We start from the raw sequence: 21,069 nt of genomic DNA on the forward strand, positions 1-21,069 counted from the left end.
TGTTTGGGCTCCGCGCCATGGAGAGGTGGCGCGTCGCCTTTCAGATGTAAGGAGGACCGGCAGTCCATGGCCGACATGACACAATCCAATTCCACAGCGTCCCCCAAGACGGAAAAGACGGGCTCGATTTCGCGTTTCATCAGTGCCACGGAGCTTGATACCCGGCTGCTCGGCATGGTCGGCGCGCTTCTTCTGATCTGGATCGGTTTCCATATTCTTTCGGGCGGGCTGTTCCTGACGCCGAGAAACCTCTGGAACCTCTCCGTCCAGACCGCTTCGGTCGCGGTGATGGCGACAGGCATGGTGCTTGTCATCGTTACCCGCAACATCGATCTGTCGGTCGGGTCGATCCTCGGTTTTTCCGGCATGATCATGGGTGTCATGCAGGCGGAAATCCTGCCGCAGCTCCTCGGCTTTGAACATTGGGCGACATGGATCGTCACGCTTCTGGTCGGCATTCTCGTCGGCGGAGCGATCGGCATGCTGCAGGGCTCGATCATCGCCTTCCTGAACGTGCCGTCCTTCATCGTCACACTTGGTGGTCTGCTGGTCTGGCGCGGTGGCACATGGTTCGTCACCAGCGGCCGCACCGTGGCGCCGATGGTTTCCACCTTCCGCCTGATGGGTGGCGGCACCAGCGGCTCGATCGGCGCGACATGGAGCTGGATCGCAGCCATTGTCGCCTGCGTCGCCATTGTCGCGGCAATCCTGAATTCCCGCCACCAGCGTCGCCGTTTCGGTTTTCCGCTGCGGCCCGTCTGGGCGGAATATTTCCTGGTGGCACTTGGCTGCGTCGTCGTCGTCGGTTTCGTAGCTGTCGTCAACAGCTATCCCTGGCCGGTCAACATTGCCCGCAACTATGCCGATGCCAATGGCATTACCTGGCCGGATGGTGGTCTGTTCATTCCGCACGGCATTGCCATTCCGGTGCTGATGGCGCTTGCCGTCGGTGCTGTCATGACCTTCATCGCGACGAGGCTTCGCTTCGGGCGTTATGTTTTCGCCATCGGCGGCAACCCGGAAGCGGCGGAGCTCGCCGGCATCAAGACCCGCTGGGTTACGGTCAAGATATTCACGCTGATGGGCGTTCTATGCGCCATCGCTGCGGCAATCTCGACTGCCCGCCTCAACGCGGCCACCAATGCCCAGGGTGAACTGGATGAACTTTATACGATCGCGGCGGCGGTCATCGGCGGCACGTCGCTCGCCGGCGGCGTCGGCACCATAGCGGGCGCGATGCTCGGCGCGCTCGTCATGCAATCGCTGCAATCCGGCATGGTGCTTGTGGGCATCGATACGCCCTTTCAGCGCATCGTCGTCGGTGTGGTTCTGGTCGTCGCCGTCTGGCTCGACACCATCTACCGCGCCCGCGCCAAGTAAGAACCGAGGAGAACCCCAATGACGGAACAAGTCACGCCCCTCGTGGAAATGCGCAATATTTCCATTTCCTTCGGTGGTATCCATGCGGTGGAAAACGCCTCTGTCGATCTTTTCCCAGGTGAGGTGGTGGCCCTTCTTGGCCACAACGGCGCCGGCAAATCGACGCTCATCAAGATATTGTCCGGTGCATACCGGCGGGATGGGGGCGACATCCTCATCAACGGCGAGGATGCGGATATCCGCAATCCCCGCGACGCCAAGAAATACGGCATCGAAACCATCTACCAGACGCTGGCGGTGGCGGATAATGTCGATGCGGCGGCCAATCTTTATCTCGGCCGCGAGCTGAAGACGAAATGGGGAACATTGGATGATGTCGCCATGGAAGCTTCGGCCCGCGAGGTCATGGGGCGTCTCAACCCCAATTTCCGGCGGTTCAAGGAGCCGGTGAAGGCGCTTTCCGGTGGCCAGCGGCAGTCCGTGGCAATCGCCCGCGCCATTCTGTTCGATGCCCGCATCCTCATCATGGACGAACCGACGGCAGCACTCGGGCCGCAGGAAACGGCACAGGTCGGCGATCTCGTCAAGGAACTGAAACGGCAGGGCATCGGCATCTTCCTCATCAGCCACGATATCCATGACGTCTTCGATCTCGCCGACCGGGTGTTCGTCATGAAAAACGGCAAGGTGGTCGGCCATGCCCGCACGGAAGATGTGACGAAGGACGAGGTCCTCGGCATGATTATTCTGGGCAAGGTGCCGCCGGGTGCTGTGGCGGGTCCGGGCGCGGTCGTTGCCTGACGACAGAATTCTGTCGTCTTTACTTCCACTACAAATCGAGGCCCGGTAAAAACCGGGCCTCGACAAATGCTGGGAACAAAAGTTCTTGGAGTTGACTAAAAAATATATGCGTCCGGTGTGTTTCAGCCCAGCCGGAACCGCAGACGAAAAATGTCTGCGGCTCTGCGCAATTGCAGACGCGGTCGTTAAAAAGCGGTGTTTTAATGGAGTTCGGCGTGTGCGAAACCGCTGCCGTTCATTTCTGCGCCGGCCGGTAGCGAGCCATGCTGATTGATGTCCTGGGCCAGCGACAGCAATGCCATTTCCAGGAAATAGGTCGACATCCCCAGTTCCAGAGATTTGGAGCGCTGGCAAAGATAGGAAACCATCCGCCCGAGTGCCAGAATCTCGTCCGCATTGTCCTCTTCAAGTATTGCTGTGGTAGACGCCATGCTTCCCTCTCGACAATCGACAGTATGAAAACGCGTTGATCCCGCGTTGTTCATTATCGACCACATCGAGCGTCACGCGAGCGTCACACCTGAGTCAATCGTCGCTCTTGTTTTCGGGCGCGCCGTTATTTTCCGCCGCTTCGGTAGCCGCAAGCGACGTCACGAGGGCAACGATGCTCTTGCGCACGGTTGCGCTCTTGATTCGGGCAAAGGCCTGATTGAGCGAAAATCCTTCATTCGACGCAACGAAAGACTGCATGGCATTGATCGTGCCAAGGGCGGGATTGGCGTTTCCGACATCCGGCGTCGCATTGGCGAACAAAGAGCTGACATCGACGCCGAGAACCGATGCAATGGCTTGCAAACGGGACGCGCCGACGCGATTGGCACCCTTTTCGTATTTCTGGACCTGCTGGAAGGTAATGCCCAACCGGCCCGCCAGCGCGCTTTGACTCATGCCGAGCGACTTGCGGCGCATTCGGATTTGTGTACCCACATGCACATCGATCGGGCTGGGTAGTTTGGCCTGCATCATGAACTCCTCCAGTTGTGAGGTTCTTAAATTGGATATTTATCAATTAATATTGTTGAAGGTAGACATTCAACACAATTTCCACGGGTATTGTGAGGTGTTACTGATAAAGTAAGGCTGTTTTCCGTCGGTATGCTGTGCTGGTTGACGGTTTATCACCTTTGTTGCACATCGCAATGCCCCGTTTCGGCTGGCAAAATGGCTCCAGCCGGCCACGCCGATGGCGTGAAAGCCCAGTCTTTCCCAAATTTTCCTGTTCTCTCGGTCGAAACCGTCGAGCGTTTCCGCATCACCGAAATGGGGAACCCAGACGAATGGCTTCTCTTGGTCGGACCGCACGATATTTTCAACAAGCACGTTGTTATAAAGCCGAGGCAGGCATTTGTTGGTGTCGATGGCGGGTAAAACCGGAATGGGATTTCGCAGGATTGCGAAGCCCTGCTGTGCCAGCAATAGAACGGAGGCATCCAGTTTACGTTTCAAATCCATCGCATTACGGGCGTTGCATTCATGGGCCACCGGATCGGCAACCAGCAATAGCGGGTGGCCATCGCGTCTTAGACCTGTGACCGAAACGAACTGGTCGACGTGGAAACCGCATTGGTGGATTTTTCCGAAGGTGATCGCCGGAGGCGACGTTTTTGCCGAGGTAAGAGCGATTGAGGCCGAGGCATTGCCGAGGTCTTCCGGCCGATATCCGAAACTGCCCACGGTTCTGTAGTCGAGTGCCTGAACCCGCTGCCATTGTTGCGGCCGTTCGGTTGCCGCATTGTTTGCCATACCCCTGTCGTCCTGCAGGCTGGAATGGCCCACCAATCGAAAGTCCGGCCCGACCAGCTGGTTACCGCCCGGCAAAGTGACATGCGAAGCGTTGGCGGCAAGCCCGAGACGATTGGCGAGCTCGCCAGTGATGGCGCTTTCCGATGCACAAAGCAGTTCGGTTGCGATCCCATCAGCAGTCCGAACGTGGAACACGTCCTGTATCCACGGGTGCGAAACGCTGCTGGTTGCATCGAGCGGCAACAGTTCTGCGGTGCAGGTGGCTGCCAGCCTGCTGAGCCAGCTTTCAGCGGAGGCGAGACAGGGGCCATCGATAAGAACAAGGGCCGTGACGTCGGAAGGCAGAGCCGAAAGCAGGTTTCCGATCGGGATGAGCGGAGAGACGTCCCCGTCAGCCCTGTCACCCGCAAAAAACGCGGCGGGCAAGGCAAGCGCGATTGTCCGGATCAGCCCTCCGCAATCGGGCAGCAGAGACGGGTGCGGGGCAGCGGTCAAGACGCTTTTTCTCCCGCCGTCTGCCGCGTGGCCAATTGCTGGAAAAATACCGTGTTCTGTAATTTCCACGATTGCGGCGGCGGGGATGGCAATTCTCCGCTGCCAAGCAGGCCTAAAAGCCGGGCCGCATCGTTGCGTTTGGCGGAAACCGCGTTTCCGGCCAGAAAATTTGCGGTCTCGAGGTTGAGGTTTGCCTCAGTTGCCATTGCACGCCATGTCCTGCGGTTAAAATGCAGCTTGCGGGCGGCGTTCAGCAAGGCGTCGTGTTCCTCTGGGGCGATAGCGGCGCGACACGCTTCGAGCGTCGCTTCGGCATCGACAAGCGCGATTGTCAGCGGACGGTAGTCGAGTTCGCCGGGCGCGTGGCTGACTGCCACATCGGCGTCGGAAAAACGCAGCCCGTCCCGATAGGCTTGAAAGATTTCGCCGATGCCGATCATGCCAAAGGCCGCGCATTCCGCCGCTCTTAGCGCGCCCATGCTGGCGGCACCAAGAACAGTGACGCCGCCTGACAGCGCAAACAGGATTTCCTTGTGCCACACGGCGGCGCAGTCACCGTAGAGGCCGTCGATCAGCCCGATTGTCCGGGCACCCTGCTTTACCGCGTCGAAAATGTCGCCGCAGGCAGCCGGGCCACGAAGATCGAGGCCGGAAATCTGCGCGGGTGCGATGCCGTGGATGGACGGGCCTGCAAAAACCACCGGCTTCATCAAAGGCCTCCGAGGTTCAGGAACCGGTCGAGCGTCCGCTGCGATATACGTTGAAGGCCACCACCGGCAGGGGTGAGGCCGCTTGCCAGAACCCGGACGACGTGCAGACCGGATACGCCCGTTTCCAGCGCAAAGACATGGATGTCGTCGATCCCGGCGGCGAAAAGATGCTCTGCAAGCTGACGCCACGGCGGTAGAGCCGGATCGCTATCCGCAAAATCGAGACTGGCCGGGATCCGGTCCATTGGCCGCACCTCGGATGCCGCCGGTCCCGCCGCAAACATATCCCGCTGGTAGCGCAAAGGAGAGAGATCGTCCCTTGCGCCGCTGATATCAGTCAGGCGCGACTGGATCGCCTCCAGCAGCGCGGCAATTGCCGCGTCATAGGTGCCAAACCGGCACGCTGCGCCGGCAGCGCTGCGGGTGGCAAGTCCGTCCTGCGCGTGGATTGACCGTGGCAGGCTCGCCATGACTACAGGCACGCCGAGCGTATTGGTGAGATCAAAGAAGCGGGGCGGTAGTCCTATATGTGAAAGGTGTTGAACAAGAGCATCGAAGGATGCGTCGACACCCATCGGCAACACGACCGGTTCCGGCGCGATACTGCGGGTTTCGAAGGTATCGACGAGAAAGCAGGCGTCGTTTTCGATGAGTTCGAGCAAGGCGTGCAGAACCGCGTGGTCATGGTCGAAACCCGCCGCAAGACCTTGCGAACTCATGAGAAAGGCCTGCCGGTCCCAAGGGAAATCCGCGCGAAAATCCATGCCCACCAGTTCATAGGGGGCAAAAACCTCCAGCTGCTGGCGTATGGATGTTCCCTTCACCCAGGCGCGTTCGTTTCGCAGATCAAGAGTGTCCGGGTCGACCCGGCCGATTGTTTCGAAAGGAACGAGAGGGGCGCCCTTGTCCCGCATCTCACGAATGGAGCCGAAAGTGGTGATATGTTTGCGGGTGTCTTCGGCGACGGCACCTTCGATCGCTTCCATGATCGCGGAAAGCCGTGCCTGCTCCGCGACAAGCCCCTTGCCCTGGGAGACCGACAGTCCGCGTGAATTGGGCCGCGTCGCGAACCAGACGGGTATGCCGATAATATCGAGACCGGTCACGTCTCCGACGCGTGTAATCCCGAACCGCCGAAGCAGTTCGGGATCGAAGAACGAAGCGTCCGGATGCCCTAAAGCCGCTGTCGCTGGAATATGTGCGCCGTCAGCGGTCAAGGCTGCTGGGCCGCAATCAAGGCGCCGCGTTGGTGTCGTCGGCAAGGATGGCGTCGAACAGCTCGCCGGTGACGGAACCCGCCGGGCCAACAGCCTTCAGGGCCGATTCGATCGGTGCCTGCACCATGCGGTTGAAATCCCAGCCGGCGTCGATCACTTCGCCGACAAAGGCGAAATCGGCCTCGGAAACGACAGCGCCGCCGGCGACGAGGGCTTCGATGCCCTGGATCTGTACCTGATCCAGCTCGTTTTCGGGCTGGCCGTCCTGACGAACGAGCATGGATTTTGCCGCCGCAGCAACGCGCGCGTAACCGTCCACACCGGGATGGCTGGCTTCATAGGCGGCAATCGTCTCATGCGAGACGGACGCAACCCTGAGCGGCGCCGTGCGAATGAAGAGAACGCCGAAACCCTTTTTTCCGACAATAAAGAAGTGCGAGGACATAATAACTCCTATTTGATCCCAGCTAATCGAAGTGCGTTATAGAATTTTTCATTCGCTACCGGGTCTCGGTCTGGGGACAGGCTGCTGATTTCCCTCGCCGTCATACCCGGATAGTTTTCCTGAAGCCTGCTGCCGGTTTCCCGGGCAGCGTCCAAATCACCGTGGAGCGCGTGGCTCGCGGTCAAGACGCGCAATGCCGGCTCGTCATTTTCCATGCGCGCGCACAGTTCTACTGCCGCGCCGTAATCCTCACGCTTGAACGCGATGCTGGCGCCCGCCCACCAGTAGATGTCGGGTGCGAGCGGATTTAGGTCGATGGCTTGCTGAAACTTTTCCCACGCGGTTTCGGCATCGCCGAAATGGGCGAGCGCATCGGCATGCTGGAGCAAAAGGTCGGCGGAGTTGGGCGCAAGCGCCTCGGCTTCGAAGAACCTTTCGGCGGATATGTCGAAATCCCGCTGGTAGAGCGCCACGACGGCGCACATCCAGTGGCCGACGCCAAGAGCGGGATCGATTTCGACGGAGGCGTCTGCCTCCGCCTTGGCGCGGTGCAGCAGGTGGGGGTCGTTGCCGCCCAGCATCAGCCATTCCAGTTGCAGGCTCTGCGCCACGCGGGCGCGGGCAACCGCCATGCTGTTATCCAGATCGACCGCCTTGCGGAACATCGAGCGGGCTCTTCGAAGAAGCGGCAGGTCGCACTTGCCGCGCAGAAGCTGCTGGCCCTCCAGCAATTGCCGGTAGGCCTCGCCGCTGTGGTTGCGGTCTGGTTCCACCTGAAGCCGCTCGATCTCGCGGGCAAGCCCCGCGGCCACCTGTTTGGACAGCAGTCGAAAAGCGGCGTGAATATGCCGCGCGGTCAGCACAACCTCCAGCGACCAGACGATTTCTCCGGTCGCTTCCTCGATCAGCGCTACCGACATGCGGGCATCGTCGAAAACCGTGGAGACGATGCGGTAATCCGCCCGCAACATTGCATAACTGTCGTCGGTCCGGTCGTGTGTCGCTACAAAGGTGCTGTGCGTCGAAAGAACGGTGAAGGTCCGGTATCGAACGAGACTATTGGCGACATCCTCGACAAAGGCACTCATCACCGGCGATACCGCAAGCCCGTCCACCCGCACCGGACGGCTGAAGGCGACGCGTGGTTTTGCCATCGGTTTTCGGCGGCTACCCTCATCCGGTTCGGCGGGGGATACTATCGTCGAGGCCAGACTTTGTATCCGCCGTCGAAGCGCCACTGTCTCGGCCTCCGGAGGTCGGTCCTCCTGGCGGAGCTGTTCCATCAGAAGCTGGAAAATTCCCTCGCAGGCGCTGGTGTTTCCCACCCGCGCATAGGCCGCCATGGCGGCGCGGTAGGTTTCCTCGCGCTCCGGCTCGATCTTCAGCGCGCATTCGGCAAGCGATGCGATGTTGTTCGAACTGGCGCGGCCGAACCGCGTCAACTCCTCCAGAAGCGGTGTATAGCTTGAAAAGAACAGGTCCTTGAGACGGCGTCGCTCAGACAGCAGCCAGAGATAAAGGTGGTCCTGCCCAGCCTCCAGCCCCTCCAGCAGATCGCCGCCGAATTCGAGCAGGGCTTGCAGCCTCTGCATCGGGTCTTCTGCTCTCGCGCCGGCAAGAAAGATCGCAAGGTCGGTCCGCTGCGCCAGCTTTCCGGCCTTCAGGTCGTTCCCTTCTGTCAGAAGGATGGCATCGTCATCGCTCGACAGCTTCTGGAGGCGCAGGATCAGCTGCCGCAAATTGCCGAGTGCCCTTTTTTGCTCGACGTTTTCCCACAACAGCGATGCGGCCTGCTGGCGGGAAAGGGACTGGTTGGGAGCAAGGATCAGGGCGGCAGTGAGGGCAAAGCCCTTGGACGGGAAAAACGCTTGCCGCACCGCATCGCAGCGCGGGGTGCCAAAAAGCCGGATCGGTATCAGTTCAGCGTTCCCAGCCAATTTCGTTCCCTCATGAATCACCATCTAACAATGTGTCCGGGAAATTGAAAGTCATCATTGGCGTTCCATTTGACGCTGGTGTGACGCCGCTTGCCTATTGTCGTGAATAGAGGCGCGGGCGACGGGCGGAAAACAGCAATCATGCATCAGGCAGGCATCGGGAATTTTCGAAATTGATAGCGTTTAACGGAAGCTACATGGCGTTCGAGCCGCGTACTGAACCTTACCAGCGTGCCGACGACGTCGGTTATGCGGTGTGTGAGTTCATGTGGTTCAAAGGGCGCCCGTTCTATCCGGTCTCGGCGCTGGCCCATGCGAAGGTTGCCCATGCCAGACTGTCGGCATGCGACGACGAAGATGAGGACAATCTCGATATTATTTTCCGCATGCCATTTGCAGCCGGCGGGCATTTTTTCGAGATCGTGCTGCGCTCCAACGAAGGCACTTCCTACGGTGGCTGGCTGTGGGGAGAAGAGCTGGAAATACTGAACGAGGTCGTCAACGGCTATCGCGTTCTGGCGGGGAAGTTCGAAGACAGGCTGATCCGGTTTGAATATTCCAAGCGGTCTCATCGCTACCGGACAGCCGAACCGCTGCCGGTGGAGAAATCCGTCTTCCTGATCCAGCGGGAGGTAAGGCCTTACGCGGGAAGGCACGATTTGCCGGGAAACCCGGCACGTTAATGGCAGGGCTGATGCCGATGCGTTTCCGGGGGAGCGCAAGAGCGTGGGGCGAGAAGGGGTTCAACTGGCGCGGCGCGTATTGCGCGCATCGCAAATATGCCCGGTAAAGCCAAGGCTTTGTCGGGAGCAGCAGGTGAATTTTTTTATTTTTATTGTGTGGAAGATTTGTGATGCCCAATGGAGGTAACATGCGTAACAGGCGGGTGTCATCACAGCTATTAGCGGTGAGTTGCGCCTCGGGTGACGACGTGCTTTCCCTTGACGGGAGCGCCAACGACGACCCGCGTCCATCAGTTGCGAACGACAGGTTTTATGTCGTGGGCGAGCCGGTTTCCAGGAAGGTGCTGAGATCTCGCCCGCCGGAGAACCGGGTTGAGGAAGAGGCTTTTCGCGTGGCGGAAATCAGCAATACCGTCATCGATGTCGATATCCGGCTTGCAAAATGGGCCTGGGCCGTGCTGGTGATAGCGCATTGCTGGCTGATCTATTTCATGGTGACCAATCTCGGCTGAGGCCTCCCCCGGGACATGCGCTCCGGCCTTTAACGCACTTCTCCGACGCCGTGCAGTATCATCGCTGCCGCACCGAAGGCCACGGGGTCTGTCGCAACCACATCCGGCAGCTGGATTTTCGGCTGTATCACCCTTGCGCCGTCGAACGGGTCCGAGCGTTCGTAATCCAGCCATTCCGCCAGCCGCTGTCGTACGATCCTTGGTAAGGTGCCACCAACAAAGATTGCCGTGGGCGCCAGAACGGCGCTGACAGCGAAGGCGAGGCGCGCAACCTCGGGTCCCGCCCGTTCCAGCCACGCCTCAAACACGGCGGAATTGCGCAAGAGGTAATCCGTCCAGACCTCGGGTGCGCGCCCCGAGGGTTTTTCTCCCACATGCTCCACGCACCATGCCGCCAGGTCTTCGAAGGAGGGCCGCGAAGTGCTGCGGCCGCGCAAGGCGCCGATCTCGCCGGCATTGCCGAGATAACCGCGATAAAGCTCATTTTTGATAATGATGCCGCCGCCGATCCCCTCGGACAGATAGAGATAAGCGAAATTTTCGTGTCCATCCGCATTGCCAAGCGTCAGTTCACCCATGGCTGCGGCATTCGCATCATTTTCTATGATCACCGGACAACGCAGCGCCTCGCGCAGCATGGCGGAAAGGTCAGACCCGGCCCAGGAAATAACCTCTTCGGCAAGATCGAGCGACATGGCTTCCTTGCGAAAGCGGGTCGGCATGGCAATGGCCGCGCCGATCAGTTGGTTCCTGTTGATCGCATTTTTCGTCAGTAGTTCTTCGGATCCGTCCTGAAGCGCCCGTTGGACATCGGAAAACGCGTCGTAGGAGCCGCGCATCTGCAATTCTCCAACGATCTCTCCGCCAAAATTCAACAGCGTCAACATCACCGAATAACGGTTGGCGTGCGCACCAAGGGCGTAACCGACGGTTTTTTTGAGCGTGAGGTCGATATGGGGTGCGCCACGGCCTTCCTGCCGGCGTGCACCTTCCTCGATGATACCGCGCTCAAGCAGATTTCGCGTCATCATGCTCACGGCAGCCGGCGTTATGCTGCAATAGTCGGCAAGCTCGACCCGCGAGGCCGAACCCTTGCGCCTGATATATCCCAGAAGCGCGCCCTGTGTTGCGCCAATGCCTGCCAGCCCGCCCTGCCGTCTCTCAGTCAAAGTTTCACTCTCCCGCGCTTTACCTAGGGAAATGTCATGAAGCTGTTAATTAAGCAACTTAATTAAATAATCAGTTTCAACGGGAATGGATCACATGTTCAAGTCTCTCACCCTGATGGCCACGGTTGCCCTCGGCGCGCTTTTGCCGGCTGTCGCCTTTGCCGAAGACATCAACATCAAGCTCTGGACGCTCGCCGACAAGAATGCGCCGGGCCGCGTCACCAACATCGAAGCCGCCGCCGGCATCATGAACGCACAGTTCAAGGCAGCAGGCGTCGACAAACGCGTCGTCATCGACATCAACAACAGCGCCGTGCAGGGCTGGGACTCCTTCGCGCTCGATACGCTGAAGGCGTTTTCGGTGGGGCAGGGGCCGGATATCTACATCCTGCCGCATGAATGGATCGGCCAGTTCGCGCAGGACGGCTATGCCATGCCGATGGAAGACAAGATCGCCGCTGCTCCCTGGGTCTATGGCGATATCCTGCCGGTTCTGTGGAATTCGGCCAAGGCGACGGACGGAAAGATTTACGGCATTCCGCAGGACGCGGAAATCCGCATGTTCTTCTACAACAAGGACATGCTGCGCAAGATCGGCAAGGACGAAGCCTTCATCGAAGGCCTTCCGGCCAAGGTCGACGCCGGCGAATTCACGCTCGACGATCTGACGGCCCTGTCGAAGGAAGTGGTAGACGGCAAGGCCGCACAATACGGCATGCTGCACCGCCCGAATGTCGGTATCGACTATCTGATGGTGTTCCAGTCCTATGGCGTGAAGTTCATGGACGAAAAGACCGGCAAGCTGATGTTCCCCAAGGCCGAAATGGCCAAGGCGCTCGGCTGGTATGAGCGCAATGCCAAGGAAGGCGTGACGCCCGTCGACAATACCGCCATGAGCTGGGAGGCGATCCAGACGGCCTTCAAGCAGGAAAAGGCCTTCATCTTCCATCAGGGTGTCTGGGCGGTTGCCTGGCAGGTGGGTGACAAGAACGGCGCGACCTGGCCGACAGATGGCAAGGGATACTTCAACAAGATCGGCTGGATTTCCGCTCCGGCAGCCGAAAAAGGCGGCAAGCCGGCCAACCTGTCGCACCCGCTGCTCTACACCCTCAATCCGAAGAGTGCCAATGCCGATATCGCCGCCGATCTCGTGGCGCTTGCGACATTGCCCTATTTCAACAACGAACACGCCGTGACATCCTATCATACGGCCATCAGCAACGCCCAGACGGCCATGCCGAAATACCGCGATAACTGGGTACTCTCCGCTGCTTCGCCGATGATGAAATACGCGCAGTTCGTGCCCAACCACACCAAGTTCGGCAGCTACAACAAGGTGCTGTTCAGCGGTCTGCAAGCGGTTGAGACCGGCAAGATGACGGCCGCGCAGGCGGTCGATTTCATCGCCGACGAGCTTGAGCTGCAATTTGGCGCGGAGATCGAAATCCGCGACGCCGCAAGCAACTGAGTTTGCCCGAAACCATGCCGCCCGGTTCTGCCGGGCGGCTTTTCCGCGTTCCCACCGGTATATCGTAATGTCTCAATTTCAGCTTCGGGCGCGCCGCCCGGCCCGGCCGATCTTTTATCTGGCTCCGGCTCTCGCCTTGCTTGGCGTGTTCTTTCTTGCCCCGATCGTCGTCAATCTGGTGATCGCCTTTACCGATATGGGCGCAAACCTGAGGGTGGGCAAATTCACGGTCGAGAATTTCCAGCGCATGTTTCAGCGCGACGTGCGCCTGCCGATGGTGTTGCTGACGACGCTGATCTATGTCGGCGCAACGCTGTTCATCTTCAATATCGGGCTTGGCGCGCTTCTGGCCGTTACGACCACGGCGATACCGGACCGGCTAGGCAACTTCTTTCGCGGCCTCTGGCTGCTGCCGCGCATGAGCCCCGCCGTGCTTTACGGCGTGCTGTGGATATGGATCGCCGATCCGACGTCTTCCGGCCTGCTCAACCAGTTTCTTGGCGCGCTCGGCGCACCCGCTCTCAACCTGCGCAACGACTTTCCGCTGTTTCTGGTGGTGGTGGCGAACGGTGTCGTCGGCGCGTCTTTCGCCATGGTCATCCTCACATCGGCCATCCGCTCCATACCGTCGCATCTGGCCAATGCGGCGCGCGTCGATGGCGCCAGCGAATGGGGTGTGCTTCGCCATGTCGTCGCACCCGCGCTCTCGTCACCGATCCGTTTCATCACGCTCTATCAGGCGCTCTCACTGATGACGACCTATGAATATATCCTGCTCATCACCGGCGGTGGGCCTGTCTACGATTCCACGACCTATCCGCTTTATATCTACCGGCGCGCCTTCGAAAACGGCGCCTATGCCTATGGTGCTGCACTTGCGCTTGGCCTGATGGCGATAGGCGTTGCCATCACCCTCATTCAATGGCGCATCAGCAATATGCGCTCGACTTTCGCTCCCGCCAAAATCGAGGTGCTGTGATGACGCTCGCCCACACCCACTCGCCTGCCCACAGCAGGCGTGCGCTTGATCTGAAGCCGGACTGGACGCGTCTTGAAAGGCGCAGCCTTGCCCATCGCGCCGGTTTCGTTCCCGTCATTCTTGTGTTCCTGACGGTGGTTTCGGTTCCGGTTCTCCTGCCCTACCTGTGGCTGCTGGTGAAGTCGCTCACGACTTCCGACGACAATCTCAGCCGACTTGTGCTGTGGCGCAGCGGCGCAATCGCCGCTTTTGCCTATGGCGGGGCGATAGCAGTTGCGCTTCTTTCCGAGCGCCTGCGCAATCCCGCGCTGCTATGGCTGGCATTTGGTGCCGTGGTTGCGGCGCTCGTCTTCGTGCTGGTGCTGCCGCATCTGACTATCGACAACTACAGTTTCCTCTGGAGCCGCGATATCGAGAAAACCGGCACCACGCGCATGGCGCTGATGCCATCCGTCTGGACCGCCATGCGCAGTTCACTGCTGTTTGCCGCTTCCCAGACGCTGATCGTCGCGCTGGTCGCCACGCCGGCCGCCTATGCGCTGTCGCGCTTCACCTTCGCCGGGCGTGAAAATGTGCTGCGCGGGCTTTTGCTGCTGCATGCCTTTCCGGCGCTCGCGCTCACCGTCGCGATCTTCGTGCAGTTGCATTACATGGGCCTGCTCAACAATCTCTTCGGCGTCGTGCTGGTCATGAGTGCGCTTGAGCTGCCGTTTGCAATTTTTGTTCTCAAGGGCTTTTTCGACAACGTTCCCTGGGACATCGAAATGAGTGCCGTCACCGATGGCGCGAGCCGCTTCCAAGCCTTTCGCATGGTGGTTCTGCCGCAGGTAAGAAGCGGGCTGATCGCGGTTGCCACCTTCACCTTTCTGCGTGGCTGGGAAGAATATGTTTTCGTCCAGACCCTGCTCATCGAAAAAAGCCAGATGACGATGAGCCTCTATCTCTTCTTCGTGGCACAGGACAGCGCCGGCGTGAATTACGGCATGATCGCTGCCGTAGGCATCATCTATCTGTTGCCTGTGCTGATCATTTACATCTTCACGCAGAAATACATCACCCAGATGAGTTTCGGCGGGATCAAAGGATAATCGCCATGGCCAGGATCACCTTCGACAATGTCACCAAAAGCTGGGGCGACACCCGCGTTCTGCAACCGATGACCCTCTCCATCGAAGACGGCGAATTCGTCGCCGTTCTCGGGCCGTCCGGATGCGGAAAGTCGACCACGCTTTTCCTGCTCGCCGGGCTCTACGCGCCGACCGCGGGTCAGATTTCTTTCGACGGCCACAACGTCAATCGCATCGATGCGCGCGACCGGAATGTCGGCATCGTCTTCCAGTCCTATGCACTTTATCCCAACCTGACGGTGCGGCAGAACATCGCCTTTCCGTTGCGTTTCAAGAATGTTCCGCGTGAGGAGGCAGCGCGGCGGGTGGAGGAGGCGGCAAGCCTCGTGCAGATCAGCGCGTTGCTCGACCGACGGCCCTCGCAGCTTTCCGGCGGCCAGCAGCAGCGTGTGGCGCTTGCCCGCGCGCTGGTCAAGGAACCGAACATCCTGCTACTGGACGAGCCGCTTTCCAATCTCGATGCGACCCTGCGCATCACCATGCGCGCCGAGCTGAAAAGCCTGCAGAAGCGCCTGAAGATCACCACGCTGATCGTCACCCATGACCAGATCGAGGCGATCACCATGGCGGACAGGATCATTTGCATGAACAACGGCGCCATTGCCCAGATCGGCACGCCCGATGATCTTTATCGCCGGCCCGACAATCTGTTCGTGGCCGGTTTCATCGGCACGCCGCCAATGAATCTCTTGAAAGGATGGGCGCAGGGCGGGCAGTTGCAGATCGGCGATGCCCTGCTCGACCTCAATGCCCGCTGTGACGGCGAAGTCACCTTTGGCCTGCGCCCGGAAGATATCGCCCTCGTCACATCGTCCGAGGCGCGGCTTGAGGGGCAGGTTACCACCGTCGAGCCCATGGGGCGTGAGGTATTCTACACGATCGATACGCCCGCAGGCATGATCCACGCGCTCGAATATGGCGAGACGATACGCCACGCGCCGGGAGATCGTGTCGGGATCAGCTGCAAATCGGCGCTGACGCTGGTGTTCGATGCCGCCGGTAACCGCATCGCCGGGCTGCATGCCGATCTTTCCCACCATTCGACTATTCCGGCGCGTGAACCGCAAGCCGTAAACTGACAGGAATTTCCATGCCTAAAATCGTCTCCCATCGCGGTGCCAACCATTTTGCGCCCGAAAACACCTTCGCCGCCGCCGACCTCGCCTTGCTGCAGGGAGCGGATTACATCGAGCTCGACGTGCGCGAGAGCGCGGACGGCGTGCTTTATGTCTTTCACGACGAAACGCTGGATCGTACCACCAATGGCACGGGTCCCATCGGCCACATGCTGTCGAGCGAGATCGATGCGTTGGATGCCGGCAGCTGGTTCGGCGAAAACTTCAAGGGTGCGGCTGTACCGCGGCTCGATGCCTATCTCAGCCATTTGCGCGGCCGCTGCGGCGTCTATGTCGAGCTGAAATATTGCGATCCCGTCAAGGTGGCGGCACTGGTACGAAGCCTCGGCATGGTGCGCGATACCTTCTTTTTCTCTTTCTCCGAAGAAATGCGCCGGGGCCTGGCCGCCGCCGCGCCGGAATTCCGCAAGATGATGACGCTCGATATCGCCAAGTCGCCTTCGCTGGCTGCGGCTGTTCACCATGCCTCGATCATCGAGATCACACCTGCGCAGATGCGCAAGCCCGGCCTTGTCGCGGCATGCCGCAAGGCGGGTCTGGAAATCATGGTTTATTATGGCGGCGATGATGCCAACCTTCATAATGAGATCGCATTGGCCGGGGTAGACTACGTCAATATCGACCGCCCGGACCTGTTCGATACGGCGCGCCGCGCCGTACGGCAGCCTGAACTCGCATGACCTTCCTTACCCCTGGAGATGATGACATGAGCAATCTTATTGGAACCGGCTTCAACGCCAGTTCGGACGACGGTGAACTGGCCACACTCGAAAGCGATCTGCGTGCGCTTGCCGAAATTGGCTGCGACACCGTTGAAATCGCCGCAACGAGCCTTGATCTGATCGCAGGCGGTCGCATCATCGAGGAGCGCGCTCAACGGTTCGTGGCGCTGGCCAAAGAATTCGACTTCCGCTACACGGTGCACGGTCTTGTTTCGTCCAATTTCATGGACCCGGTAACGTGCCGCTACCAGATAGATGCAGCCAAGGCGCTGGCCGTCCTGTGCGATCGCATCGGCGCGGGCATCCTCGTTCAGCATGGTGGTGCCCTGCGTGCCGACCAGATCGCCGAGCGGGCCGATGCCGATGCCCGTGAGCGGGAGGCGCTTTTCGAGCTGGCGGAATTCTGCAAGCCCTATGGCGTGCGGGTCGCGCTTGAGAATATCTTCTCCACCGAACCCGGCCAATATCGTCAGACGCCTGCCGAGGTGGCCCAGACCGTTAAGGCCGTCGGCCATGATAACGTCGTGGCGCTGATCGACTTCAGCCACGCCTATCTCGAATCCACCTATCGCGGGCTCGATTTTCGCGAACAGCTTCGTGCCATGGCGCCGGTTGCCGGCCATCTGCATGTGCACGATTCCTTCGGCCGGCCGCAGGGCTTTTATCAGCCGTATTTCGACCAGGAAAATACCGCTCTCGGCATCGGCGATCTGCATATGCCGCTCGGCTGGGGAGATATCGACTGGCAGGGCATCTTCTCGGAGCTGACCTTCCTGCCGGATACCGTGCTGATGATGGAAATCGGCCGCCGCTACCGTGCCGAACAGCCCGCGAGTCTTGAAACGGCGCGTCATCTCATGTCGCTCTACACTGAGCGGATGCAGATCGCGGCTGAATGACTGAACTGAACAAGGCCCAGCCGACAGGCTGAGGTCTGAAGCGCCGGCAGTTCTGAACGCAACTGCCGGCGTTTTTCGTTACGCGGCCCAGTCGGAAAGCGAATAGGCTTTGATGTAATCGATCATCATTTGCGAACCGTCGCTGAAATCAACCGCCGACGGCGTTCCTGCCATGCCGCCGACAGCAAGATTGACGACCATATACATGGGGTCGTGCATGTCATCAGGCGTATCCGTCTGCGCCACGGCGACATCGTCGAAATACCAGGTAATATGCTCCGCATCCCACAACACGCCGTAGGTGTGAAACCCCTCCGTGCTCGGCACGCTGACATTGTTGATGACCGAACTCTGTTCTCCCGTTGCATTGGAGTGGGTGGACATGATCAGCGTATTGGGGTTTTGCCCACGCATCTCCACGACATCGAGTTCCGGCGGCCAGGATCCATCTTGCGGCAAAAGCCAGAAGGCCGGCCAAGCGCCCCGGTCGGTCGGCATGTCGGCGCGCATTTCGAAATAACCATAGGTCTGGCTGAACGACGAATAGGTGTTCAGCATACCCGAGGTATAATCATAGCCCTCAACCTCGTTGGCGATCGATTGCGGGGTTTCCGCGGCGGTGATGGTCAGGACACCGTTGTTGATGCTGAAGGGATTGACCTCTGATGTGCCGGCATAAGCGGGGTTGATGTACCATTGCGCCTCGCCATTCGTCGTCAGCGAGCTTCCCTTTTCCGGTGCCCACCAATATTTGGCATCCCAAGTCCCCTGATCGCCGCTGCGAAGTGAAAGTGCATCGAATTCGTCGGCAAAGGTCTGGGTGAGGGATGATCGGTCGAGGCTGAGCTCGAACTGGTCGGCCTGAAGATCGTCGATGGTCGTTCCGGCAAGAACGACGGCCTCGCCGTTGGCGAAGTTCAGCCGGAGATTATCGCCCTGTTGGGTGGCATTGCTGACGAGCTGCTCGAAGGATGTGATGCCGTAACCGTTAAGCCGGATTGTGTCGTTGGCGCTGAAATCCATGATGAGATCGGTACCGTTGCCGCTCGTAAAAACGAATGTATCCGCACCGCCACCGCCGATCAGCACGTCGTTACCGCCCCCGCCATCAATGGTCTGGCTGCCCGATCCGCCGGTTATGATGTTGTCCAGCTCATTTCCGAAGGCATAACGACCATCTCCGGTTACCCGCAGGTTTTCGAAATTGTCGGGCAAGGTATAACTCATCCAGGTGTCGATGGTGTCGATACCCTCCCCGGCATTTTCGACGGCGCGGTTAATGCTGGAATAGAGGTAATAAATATCGTCGCCCGTGCCGCCCGCCATTGTCACATTGACGGAACTGTCGCCCCACATGGAATCATTGCCGGCAGTGCCTGTCAGCAGCGGTCCGGAACCCGTGGCGGAGAAAAATCCGGTGGAATTGTCGCTGTAGTAGAGTGTGTCTCCAAGCGCATTCAATACTGTCCGGGCCATTGACCGTCTCCTGTCCGTTAGCGTTGGCTTTCTCACTCCTCTTGGGCAATACCCTAACAGGGCGAAAAGCCTCCTGTTAGAGCCAGAAATGAGGGGTACATGGGCGGTTTCTGTGGTGCACGCTATTGCAGCATTGCAATGGGCGGTGGCAGGATTGGACGGAAAGGGAGATGCTCAAAGCGGCATCTCATGGGAATGGAGTGCCAGAATTGAGTGTAGCCTTTACCAAGGAAGATAGTGCCGAAACCGCAGCCGAAACGGTTCTGCCGGACCGGGTGATTTCGCCTCATCCCAATCTGGTGACGGAGGCTGGGCTGAAAGCGCTGGAGCAGCAGCTGCAATTGGCGCGCGAAGCCTGCGAAACGGCCAATGCCGTCGAAGACGTCAATGAAAGACGTCGGCTTTCAGCCAATCCTCTGCGGGACATTCGGTATTTCGCGGAGCGCGTTCGCACCGCCCAGCTGATGCCGAGCCCTCCTGCTGATGGCACCGTTGCCTTCGGCAGCGTGGTAACATTCAGCCGTGATGACGGGAGGACGCAACGGTTTCGGATCGTAGGCGAGGATGAAGCCGATCCGGCCAATGGATCGATGTCTTATGTCTCCCCGGTCGCAGGATTGCTGATGGGAAAATCTGCCGGTGATGTTGTCAGCCTGGGTGGCAAAGAGATTGAAATCATCGAAGTGACCTAAAGCGCCCACTTGAAAACGGAACAAATTTTGGCAGCAAGGATGTGCGGTTTGGAGCGAGAGAACCTCGCCGTAATTTAGGCCGGCCGTGCCGTCGCCAAAGCGTCCTCTTCTGCCATTCCAGCCATCCGCATCATCGTATTTTTCAGAAAGAACCTGAAATCCAGATCAATGAAAGTATAGGCGAGTACGAGCCCCATATAGGCCATGAAAACGGGATTGAAATTCAGCTCTTCAAATTGATAGACGATAACGATTCCGATCGCCGAATAGGCGAAGAAACCGACTTTTCGTTTCCGGAGGATCGCGTAAACAAGCGCAAAGGCGCTGAGAAGGCCAAATCCTATGCCGGATGCATAGGCCGTGGCGAGAAAGCCATTATGCGGCGTTCCGATCCTCGATATTCTCGACAGTTCTTCGTATCGAGCGGTAAAACCAATGCCCAAAGGGTGATGGAGCATTACCTGAAAGCCGCCGGTTAGCGTGTCCCAGCGCTCCTGCGCATTGTTGCTGCTGTTGCTGTCCTCGAGAAACCGTTTTGAAAAGATCTGTTCCGCAAAATCGAAAGCGCCCAATGGCAAAATCGCTGCGATGACAAGGGCGGACAAGGCAAAACCAAAATAGGTGCTGAGCAGCATTTTGATGGAAAAATTTCTGATATAGAAATAAACCCCGATCGCAAGAACCGCAAATATTCCGGACCGGTTGAGAGTAAGTGTGAAGCTCGCCAGATAGACCAGCAAAAATACGGCAAACAGCGCGGGACGTTTTTGCCTTTCGGCAAGATAGGCGACTGCCGCACCCGCCAAGGCAAAGGCAGGTCCCGCCGTATTGCCCACCGGCCAGATACCTCCCGCTTTTTCGACACGCAAAAGCAACGGGCTCAATTCGCCTTTTGCCGCAGCTGCCAGCACGGCGGTTTCATCGAACATGAAAGAGAGGCCAAGGGAGGCGAGCTGGTCGTGAATGACGATGTCCAGAAAAAGCAGGATCGTCACCGCGATGAAGCCGGCGAAGATGCCCCAGCAGAACAGCTCGAGAAGGTTCTCCTTAAACAGCATATAGGCAAAAAACAGAAAATAGACCGCGTAAAAATATGCCATCGCGGTGGTGTAAAATTCACCTTCGCCACGTTCGTCGGCAAAGACAGCCGAAAGTGCAAAAAAAATGGTTAGCGGAACGAGATAAAGCAGGATGATCGACGGCGTCAGACAGCGAATGTAAAGCAGGGCAATAACGGGTAGCGTCATCAGGACAAGCATGTCGGTGATGTTGAGGAAGCGCAGGCCCAGATTGCTGGTCAGCACATTGCATTGAATGAAAAAGCCAATGGAAAAAACGAATATCGCCAGAAAGAGACCGGGCACCTGTATGGTTTTTGAAGGATAAAGAGGCATCGCCAAAACGAAACCCGGCAACGGGGATTGATGCGATGCCGCCATATTTGTGCTTCTGGTCATTCCCGGCCTGTATCCTTCACT

The 21,069-nt window shown here is 58.8% G+C and carries 21 protein-coding genes; 11 read left to right on the top strand and 10 right to left on the bottom strand.

The window, feature by feature from the left end:
- Nucleotides 1-66 precede the first annotated feature (66 nt).
- Both AC5SEO_RS01720 and AC5SEO_RS01725 read left to right on the top strand, forming a co-directional pair.
- Nucleotides 67-1,380 carry a sugar ABC transporter permease gene (locus AC5SEO_RS01720; RefSeq protein ID WP_174068896.1) on the top strand — a complete coding sequence of 438 codons (1,314 nt, stop codon included), beginning with the start codon at nucleotides 67-69 and terminating at the stop codon, nucleotides 1,378-1,380.
- An 18-nt stretch (nucleotides 1,381-1,398) separates the two neighbouring features.
- Nucleotides 1,399-2,181 carry an ATP-binding cassette domain-containing protein gene (locus tag AC5SEO_RS01725; protein WP_003511297.1) on the top strand — a complete coding sequence of 261 codons (783 nt, stop codon included), beginning with the start codon at nucleotides 1,399-1,401 and terminating at the stop codon, nucleotides 2,179-2,181.
- Between the two features lie 200 nt (nucleotides 2,182-2,381).
- On the opposite strand, the gene AC5SEO_RS01730 is transcribed toward AC5SEO_RS01725, so the two are convergent.
- The 7 genes from AC5SEO_RS01730 to AC5SEO_RS01760 all read right to left on the bottom strand — a co-directional run bounded on the left by AC5SEO_RS01730 (nucleotide 2,382) and on the right by AC5SEO_RS01760 (nucleotide 8,752).
- On the bottom strand, nucleotides 2,382-2,612 hold the full coding sequence (locus AC5SEO_RS01730; protein WP_003511296.1) for a hypothetical protein: 231 nt from the start codon (nucleotides 2,610-2,612) through the stop codon (nucleotides 2,382-2,384).
- Between the two features lie 94 nt (nucleotides 2,613-2,706).
- Nucleotides 2,707-3,144 carry a helix-turn-helix domain-containing protein gene (locus AC5SEO_RS01735; RefSeq protein WP_025595440.1) on the bottom strand — a complete coding sequence of 146 codons (438 nt, stop codon included), beginning with the start codon at nucleotides 3,142-3,144 and terminating at the stop codon, nucleotides 2,707-2,709.
- 69 nt (nucleotides 3,145-3,213) lie between these two features.
- Nucleotides 3,214-4,419, bottom strand: a complete 1,206-nt coding sequence (locus AC5SEO_RS01740; protein ID WP_174068895.1) for a hypothetical protein — start codon at nucleotides 4,417-4,419, stop codon at nucleotides 3,214-3,216.
- Complete coding sequence (locus AC5SEO_RS01745) at nucleotides 4,416-5,129, bottom strand: TfuA-like protein (protein ID WP_003511292.1); 714 nt, start codon at nucleotides 5,127-5,129, stop codon at nucleotides 4,416-4,418. Before AC5SEO_RS01745 ends, AC5SEO_RS01740 begins: the two co-directional genes overlap by 4 nt.
- Nucleotides 5,129-6,325: a YcaO-like family protein gene (locus AC5SEO_RS01750; RefSeq protein ID WP_041694704.1), complete on the bottom strand. Its 1,197-nt coding sequence runs from the start codon at nucleotides 6,323-6,325 to the stop codon at nucleotides 5,129-5,131. The genes AC5SEO_RS01745 and AC5SEO_RS01750 overlap by 1 nt, the downstream gene beginning before the upstream one ends.
- 37 nt (nucleotides 6,326-6,362) lie before the next feature.
- Nucleotides 6,363-6,791 carry a hypothetical protein gene (locus AC5SEO_RS01755; protein WP_003511290.1) on the bottom strand — a complete coding sequence of 143 codons (429 nt, stop codon included), beginning with the start codon at nucleotides 6,789-6,791 and terminating at the stop codon, nucleotides 6,363-6,365.
- Between the two features lie 8 nt (nucleotides 6,792-6,799).
- Complete coding sequence (locus AC5SEO_RS01760) at nucleotides 6,800-8,752, bottom strand: AfsR/SARP family transcriptional regulator (RefSeq protein WP_019564845.1); 1,953 nt, start codon at nucleotides 8,750-8,752, stop codon at nucleotides 6,800-6,802.
- 173 nt (nucleotides 8,753-8,925) lie between these two features.
- On the opposite strand from AC5SEO_RS01760, the gene AC5SEO_RS01765 reads away from it, so the two are divergent.
- Nucleotides 8,926-9,411 carry a hypothetical protein gene (locus AC5SEO_RS01765; protein ID WP_025595445.1) on the top strand — a complete coding sequence of 162 codons (486 nt, stop codon included), beginning with the start codon at nucleotides 8,926-8,928 and terminating at the stop codon, nucleotides 9,409-9,411.
- A gap of 188 nt (nucleotides 9,412-9,599) precedes the next feature.
- Entirely contained in the window at nucleotides 9,600-9,923 is a 324-nt protein-coding gene (locus AC5SEO_RS01770; protein WP_236771355.1) for a hypothetical protein, read from the top strand.
- A 29-nt stretch (nucleotides 9,924-9,952) separates the two neighbouring features.
- Here AC5SEO_RS01770 and AC5SEO_RS01775 read toward each other — a convergent pair whose 3' ends face one another.
- A complete protein-coding gene (locus AC5SEO_RS01775) occupies nucleotides 9,953-11,092 on the bottom strand; it encodes an ROK family transcriptional regulator (RefSeq protein WP_013761759.1) in 1,140 nt (379 codons plus the stop codon).
- A gap of 94 nt (nucleotides 11,093-11,186) precedes the next feature.
- On the opposite strand from AC5SEO_RS01775, the gene AC5SEO_RS01780 reads away from it, so the two are divergent.
- The 6 genes from AC5SEO_RS01780 (at nucleotide 11,187) to AC5SEO_RS01805 (ending at nucleotide 17,423) form a co-directional block, all read left to right on the top strand.
- On the top strand, nucleotides 11,187-12,560 hold the full coding sequence (locus tag AC5SEO_RS01780) for an ABC transporter substrate-binding protein (RefSeq protein WP_003511284.1): 1,374 nt from the start codon (nucleotides 11,187-11,189) through the stop codon (nucleotides 12,558-12,560).
- Nucleotides 12,561-12,627: 67 nt separating this feature from the next.
- Entirely contained in the window at nucleotides 12,628-13,539 is a 912-nt protein-coding gene (locus tag AC5SEO_RS01785; protein ID WP_013761758.1) for a carbohydrate ABC transporter permease, read from the top strand.
- Nucleotides 13,539-14,627 carry a carbohydrate ABC transporter permease gene (locus AC5SEO_RS01790; protein ID WP_013761757.1) on the top strand — a complete coding sequence of 363 codons (1,089 nt, stop codon included), beginning with the start codon at nucleotides 13,539-13,541 and terminating at the stop codon, nucleotides 14,625-14,627. Before AC5SEO_RS01785 ends, AC5SEO_RS01790 begins: the two co-directional genes overlap by 1 nt.
- 5 nt (nucleotides 14,628-14,632) lie before the next feature.
- Nucleotides 14,633-15,745 (top strand): ABC transporter ATP-binding protein, encoded by a 1,113-nt coding sequence (locus tag AC5SEO_RS01795; protein ID WP_013761756.1) that lies wholly within the window; start codon nucleotides 14,633-14,635, stop codon nucleotides 15,743-15,745.
- 11 nt (nucleotides 15,746-15,756) lie between these two features.
- On the top strand, nucleotides 15,757-16,482 hold the full coding sequence (gene ugpQ / locus AC5SEO_RS01800) for a glycerophosphodiester phosphodiesterase (RefSeq protein ID WP_003511279.1): 726 nt from the start codon (nucleotides 15,757-15,759) through the stop codon (nucleotides 16,480-16,482).
- A 26-nt stretch (nucleotides 16,483-16,508) separates the two neighbouring features.
- Nucleotides 16,509-17,423: a TIM barrel protein gene (locus AC5SEO_RS01805; RefSeq protein WP_013761755.1), complete on the top strand. Its 915-nt coding sequence runs from the start codon at nucleotides 16,509-16,511 to the stop codon at nucleotides 17,421-17,423.
- A gap of 78 nt (nucleotides 17,424-17,501) precedes the next feature.
- Here AC5SEO_RS01805 and eglC read toward each other — a convergent pair whose 3' ends face one another.
- Nucleotides 17,502-18,899: an endo-1,3-1,4-beta-glycanase EglC gene (gene eglC / locus AC5SEO_RS01810; protein ID WP_013761754.1), complete on the bottom strand. Its 1,398-nt coding sequence runs from the start codon at nucleotides 18,897-18,899 to the stop codon at nucleotides 17,502-17,504.
- Nucleotides 18,900-19,108: 209 nt separating this feature from the next.
- On the opposite strand from eglC, the gene greA reads away from it, so the two are divergent.
- The gene (gene greA / locus AC5SEO_RS01815) at nucleotides 19,109-19,591 is read left to right on the top strand and encodes a transcription elongation factor GreA (RefSeq protein ID WP_025595449.1); all 483 of its coding nucleotides are present in this window, start codon (nucleotides 19,109-19,111) and stop codon (nucleotides 19,589-19,591) included.
- A 74-nt stretch (nucleotides 19,592-19,665) separates the two neighbouring features.
- On the opposite strand, the gene AC5SEO_RS01820 is transcribed toward greA, so the two are convergent.
- Nucleotides 19,666-21,048 (bottom strand): O-antigen ligase family protein, encoded by a 1,383-nt coding sequence (locus tag AC5SEO_RS01820; protein WP_025595451.1) that lies wholly within the window; start codon nucleotides 21,046-21,048, stop codon nucleotides 19,666-19,668.
- Between the last annotated feature and the right edge of the window lie 21 nt (nucleotides 21,049-21,069).

This window comes from Agrobacterium sp. K11 (assembly GCF_059429395.1).